The organism is Phenylobacterium sp. (genome assembly GCF_036263695.1).
Classification (GTDB): domain Bacteria; phylum Pseudomonadota; class Alphaproteobacteria; order Caulobacterales; family Caulobacteraceae; genus Phenylobacterium.
Genome location: NZ_DATAGM010000388.1, coordinates 1 through 4,547, shown reverse-complemented (window position 1 = coordinate 4,547; position 4,547 = coordinate 1). Strand labels below are relative to the sequence as shown.

The following is a 4,547-nucleotide window of genomic DNA, read 5'->3' as shown; positions in this document are numbered from 1 at the left end:
CGGATCGAAACGGTCTCCTTCGTCAATCCGCGGCGGGTGCCGCAGATGGCCGGCGCCGAGGAGATCATGGCGGACCTTTCGCCCAGCAACGCGGTCTCCCGCATCGGCCTCGTCCTCAACATGCGCGGCTGGGAACGCTGCGTGGCGGCCGGCTGCGACGAAGCCAATGTGGTGGTCTGCGCCACCGATGGCTTCGGGATTCGCAACCAGGGCGCCTCCACCGCCGAGCAGATGCAGGCCCTGGCCGACATCGTCGGGCGGCGGAGTGCCGAAGGCGGGCCGCCGATCACCACGACCATCTCCGTCGCCTTCGGCTGCCCGTTCGACGGCGAGGTCCCGGAGGACCAGGTCGTCGCGCTGGTCCGCGAAGCGGGCGCGCTGGGCATCCCGGAGATCGCGCTGGCCGACACCATCGGGGTCGCAGATCCCTGGATGGTCCGCCGCCGCATCGAAGCGGCCCGCAAGGCCGCGCCCGACGCGCGGCTGCGGATGCACTTCCACGACACCCGCAACACCGGCCTGGCCAACGCCTACGCCAGCGTCGAGGCGGGCGTAGACGTGCTGGACGCCAGCTGCGGCGGCCTGGGCGGCTGCCCCTTCGCCCCCAACGCTACAGGCAACATCGGCACCGAGGACCTGGTCTACATGCTGGAGCGCGCCGGCTTCGAGACCGGCTACGACCTTGCGGCGCTGATCGAGACCGCCCAATGGATGGCCGGCCTGCTGGGCAAGCCGCCCACCGCCAGCGTCAGCCGCGCCGGCGGCTTTCCCGCCAACTGACTTCCGGGCGGCCGCTCCGCGGCCTATCGCCGGCCAGAACAACACAGTGAGTGAGGGACCATGACCGCCACCCGCCAGATCCACCTCGTGCGCCGGCCCAAGGGCATGCCCGTTCTGGAGGACTTCGCACTGGTGGAGGCGCCCGTCGGAGAGCCCGCCGAGGGCGAGATCGAGGTCGAGGCCCTGATCATGTCGGTGGACCCGTACATGCGCCCGCGCCTGGACGCCGACCAGCCGCTGAACCAGCCCCTGCTGGGCGGCGGCATCGGCCGGGTGGTCCGCTCGCGCAACCCGAAGTTCCAGGAGGGGGACGTGGTGCGCCATGGCGCAGGGTTCCGCGAGCGGTTTGTCTCCGACGGCCGGGGCGTCTCGGTGCTGAAGCGCGATCCGGAGCTGCCGCTCACCGTCTACATGCACGCGCTCGGCGGCACGGGCCTGACGGCCTACGGCGGCCTCCTGGAGATCGGCGCGCTGAAGGATGGCGAGCAGGTGTTCATCTCCACCGCCGCCGGCGCAGTGGGCTCGGTCGCCGCGCAAATCGCCAAGATCAAGGGCTGCTACGTGGTCGGCTCCACCGGCTCCGACGACAAGGTCCAGTGGCTGAAGGACGAGGCCGGGCTCGACGCGGTGATCAACTACAAGACCCAGCCGCTGGCCGAGGCGCTGGCGGAGGCGACGCCGAAGGGCATCGACGTCTATTTCGAGAACGTCGGCGGCGCCCACCTGGACGCCGCCCTGCCCCGCATGAACGTGCGCGGCCGGATCCCGGTCTGCGGGATGATCTCCACCTACAACGGCGGCGGCGAGGGCGTGCGCAACCTGTTCAGCATGATCTACGGCCGCCTCAGGATGGAGGGGTTCGTGGCCAGCGACTTCCCGCACCTGAACGCCGACTTCCAGGCCGACATGACCGGTTGGCTGAAGAGCGGCCGCATCAAGTACCAGGAGACGGTGCTGGAGGGCTTCGAGCGCGCGCCCGAGGGGCTGATCGGCCTGTTCGAAGGCCGCAACCTGGGCAAAATGCTGATTCACATCGCCGACTGAGGATCCCCCGTCCTCTGGCGCCCGGCGTCGGCAGGGTCCAATTCTAAAGGCTTGAGAACCCGGCGCTCCCTCCTCGGCCAGTTCGGCTCCCTCGCCCTCGTCGGCGGCGCGGCCTGGCTGCTGCGCGACCAGATCCTCTGGCGCCGGCCCGAGCCGCAGTTCGCCGCCGGCGAGACTTCCAGCGGCTGGCTGCCGTTCGCCGGCCCGCGCGGCCCTGTGGTGACGGTGGACGCCACAGTGGACGGGCGCCCCATTCGGGCGCTGGTGGACAGCGGGGCGCAGTATTCGGTGATCGACACCGCCTTCGCCGCCCAGCTCGGCCTGCCCGGCGCCTTCGCCGCCCCGATGATCGCCTACGGCGTCGGGGGCAAGCCGCAGCTCGGGCGCGGCGTCAGCCTGGATGTCGGGGTGGGCGGCCTCGCGCTGCCCGGCATGCGCGCCGCCGTGCTGGACCTCGGGCCCATCTCAGGCGGGCTGGGGCTCTCGGTTCCACTGGTGCTGGGACAGGACCTGCTGAACGAGGTGATCGCCGACATCGACTTCCCCCGCCGCCGGGTGCGGTTCGTGCAGCCCCAGGCTTTTTCCGCGCCGGACGGCGCCTTCGCCGTGCCCGCCCGCCGCAAGGGCCGGGCGCTGCTGGCCCAGGTCAGCGTCGAGGGCGCGGCGCTGGAGCCGGTGCTCGACACCGGCGCCTCGTCCGCCCTGGTGCTGGCCCACGACGTCGCCGAGGCGGCGGGTCTGCTCAACGGCCGCGATGTGCGCCCGACGCGAAGCCTGGTCCTGGGCGGCGTCGCGGCGGGACGGATGGTGACGGTCAGCACCTTGGCGTTCGGCGGCGAGGTGCTGCGCAACGTGCCGGTGCACATCTACCAGCGCCAGCCGATGCCCGGCTTCCCGGGCAGCCTGCTGGGCGTCGGCGCCCTGCGCCGCTTCCGCGCCGTTCTCGACCACGGCCGCGGGCAGCTGCAGCTGGTGCGCCGGTCGGCCTGACGCCGCCTTGCTGACAGGACGCTGTCAGCAGGCGCCAGCCAGACTCCCTGCCCCACAAGGACGGAGAGACCCGATGATCCGCGGAAGCTGCTGCTGCGGCGGGGTGAGGTTCGAGCTCACCGCGCCGCCGACCATGATGGGCACTTGCCACTGCTCGCGGTGCCGCAAGGCCGGGGCCGGCAATCTGGTCTTCGTCAAGCGTGAGACCTTCCGCTGGCTCGCCGGGCGCGAGCTGGTGGAGAGCTACATCCCCGATCCGCCCTTCACCCTCGCTCGGCAGTTCTGCCGCCGCTGCGGCACCGCGCTGGGCGAGCCGTTCGCGACCGAGGGCGCCGGCTTCCCGGTCAACGCCCACTGCCTCGACGACGACCCGATCGTGCGCAACCGCTTCCACGAATGGGTGAGCGCCAAGCCGGCCTGGTACGAGATCTGCGACGGCGCCAAGCAGTTCGCCGAGGACCCGGTCAAAGCGCCGGCGACAGCCTAGGAAAGCTCGATCCAGGCCGGGGCGTGGTCGCTGGCGTTCTCGCGGCCGCGCACCTCGCGGTCGACGCCGGCGGCGGCGAGCCGCGGCGCGAGGCTGGGGCTCACCAAGAGGTGGTCGAGGCGCAGGCCCGCGTCGCGCGACCACCGGTTCCGCTTGTAGTCCCAGAAGGTGAACATCGGCTGATCCGGGTGCAGCGCGCGCAGGGCGTCGGTCCAGCCCTGGTCCACCAGCCGCCGGTAGGCCGCGCGGGGCTGCGGCTGCAGCAGGGCGTTATCCTTCCAGTTCTTGGTCGGATAGATGTCGAAGTCGGTCGGCACGACGTTGTAGTCGCCGGCTAACACCACCGGGTGGCCGCTGTCCAGCAGCCCCTGGGCGTGGGCGATCAGCCGCTCGAACCAGGCCAGCTTGTAGGCGAACTTCGGGCCCGGCTGCGGATTGCCGTTGGGCAGGTAGATCGAGGCCACCAGCACCCCGTTCACCGCCGCCTCGATGTAGCGCGACTGGGGATCGTTCGGATCGCCCGGCAGGCTGTTGCGGGTCATGACCGGCTGGGCCTCCCGCGCCAGGATGGCCACCCCGTTCCAGCTCCGCTCGCCGCGCCACACCGCGCCGTAGCCCGCCGCCTCCAGCGCCGCCGCCGGAAATGCCGCCTCGGTCGCCTTCAGCTCCTGCAGGCAGGCGACGTCGGGCTGCGCCTGCGCCAGCCACTCCAGCAGGTTGGGCAGGCGTTTGACGACGTTGTTGATGTTGAAGGTGGCGATCTTCATCGGCGCGCTGGGACTGGTTGTCGCGTCCCAACGCGCGAGCCGGCAGCTCAGGCCAGACGATGAGCGATCAGGCCGCCCGGCCCCGCAGCCGCCAGACCATCGGCCGCAGCACGGCGGTGCAGACGATGAACGGCGACAGCGCCCAGGCGAGCAGGCGGTCGAAGGGCTTTTCGCTGCGCTTGCGGAAGTAGCGGGCCAGGCCCAGGCCCTTGTGGAACTCGACGGTCACGGCGCTGGCCTGGCTGGTGTGGCCCAGGTGGATGACCTCGGCCTTGGGGTGGAACAGCACCTGGCCGCCGGCCTGGCGCACGCGCCAGCACAGGTCCACGTCCTCCACGTGCAGGAAATAGCCCTCGTCGAAGCCGCCGACGCTCTGGAAGTCCTTGCGGCGCATGCAGAAGCAGGCCCCGGAGATGGTCGGGACGGCGGCCACGCTCTCAGGCGCGGCCTCGTCCTCCCAGTGCACCTCGAAGCGGCGC

Annotated in this window: 6 protein-coding genes; 4 read left to right on the top strand and 2 right to left on the bottom strand. The window is 71.4% G+C overall.

Annotation, left to right across the window (positions count from 1 at the left end; genetic code table 11):
- From VHK87_RS15705 to VHK87_RS15690, 4 genes are all read left to right on the top strand, one after another.
- Positions 1-780: hydroxymethylglutaryl-CoA lyase (locus VHK87_RS15705; RefSeq protein ID WP_329635831.1), on the top strand; the 780-nt coding region annotated here is incomplete at its 5' end.
- Positions 781-840: 60 nt separating this feature from the next.
- On the top strand, positions 841-1,824 hold the full coding sequence (locus VHK87_RS15700; RefSeq protein ID WP_329635830.1) for an NADP-dependent oxidoreductase: 984 nt from the start codon (positions 841-843) through the stop codon (positions 1,822-1,824).
- A gap of 51 nt (positions 1,825-1,875) precedes the next feature.
- A complete protein-coding gene (locus VHK87_RS15695; RefSeq protein ID WP_329635829.1) occupies positions 1,876-2,814 on the top strand; it encodes a retropepsin-like aspartic protease in 939 nt (312 codons plus the stop codon).
- A gap of 73 nt (positions 2,815-2,887) precedes the next feature.
- Positions 2,888-3,301, top strand: a complete 414-nt coding sequence (locus VHK87_RS15690) for a GFA family protein (RefSeq protein WP_329635828.1) — start codon at positions 2,888-2,890, stop codon at positions 3,299-3,301.
- On the opposite strand, the gene VHK87_RS15685 is transcribed toward VHK87_RS15690, so the two are convergent.
- Together VHK87_RS15685 and VHK87_RS15680 are read right to left on the bottom strand one after the other, a co-directional pair.
- Entirely contained in the window at positions 3,298-4,068 is a 771-nt protein-coding gene (locus VHK87_RS15685) for an exodeoxyribonuclease III (RefSeq protein ID WP_329635827.1), read from the bottom strand. The genes VHK87_RS15690 and VHK87_RS15685 overlap by 4 nt on opposite strands.
- A 67-nt stretch (positions 4,069-4,135) precedes the next feature.
- A partial coding sequence (locus tag VHK87_RS15680; RefSeq protein WP_329635826.1) for a glycosyltransferase occupies positions 4,136-4,547 on the bottom strand: 412 nt, incomplete at its 5' end.